This window comes from Microbacterium sp. 69-10, from assembly GCF_001897945.1.
Taxonomy (GTDB): Bacteria; Actinomycetota; Actinomycetes; order Actinomycetales; family Microbacteriaceae; genus Microbacterium.
This window is the reverse complement of record NZ_MKRT01000001.1, coordinates 22,661-23,020: the sequence shown is the minus strand read 5'-3', so window position 1 is coordinate 23,020 and position 360 is coordinate 22,661. Positions and strand designations below refer to the sequence as shown.

Here is a 360-nt window from a genome sequence, read left to right as displayed (position 1 = left end):
TGCCGTCCGTGGCGGCGATGGTGTGCACTCCCGGAGCGGCTCCGGTGACGGTCACCGTCGTCGAGAACGTTCCGGCGGCGGTCGTGGTCGCTGTTGCAGTGTTCGATCCGTCGAACGTGATCGTGACGGGAGTGCTGCCGGGGTAGCCGGTTCCCTGAAGGGCGACGCCGGTGTCGGCGAGCTGGGACACGGTCAGGCTCGACGGGGCAGCGGCCAGCTGCGGATCGTAGACGACACCGCCGTCGACGGCGGCAGTCCACCGGGCCGTCTCCCCGGAGCAGAACACGGACCCGCCCCAGTAGAGCGTGAGCTTGTTGGTGCCCGAGGCGGTGCCGTCCGCGGCGACCGTGCCCTCCTCGT

1 pseudogene is annotated in these 360 nt (G+C 70.8%); it reads right to left on the bottom strand.

From position 1 onward, the window contains the following. Positions 1–360: pseudogene (locus BGN97_RS00135) on the bottom strand (hypothetical protein); the annotation flags it as partial.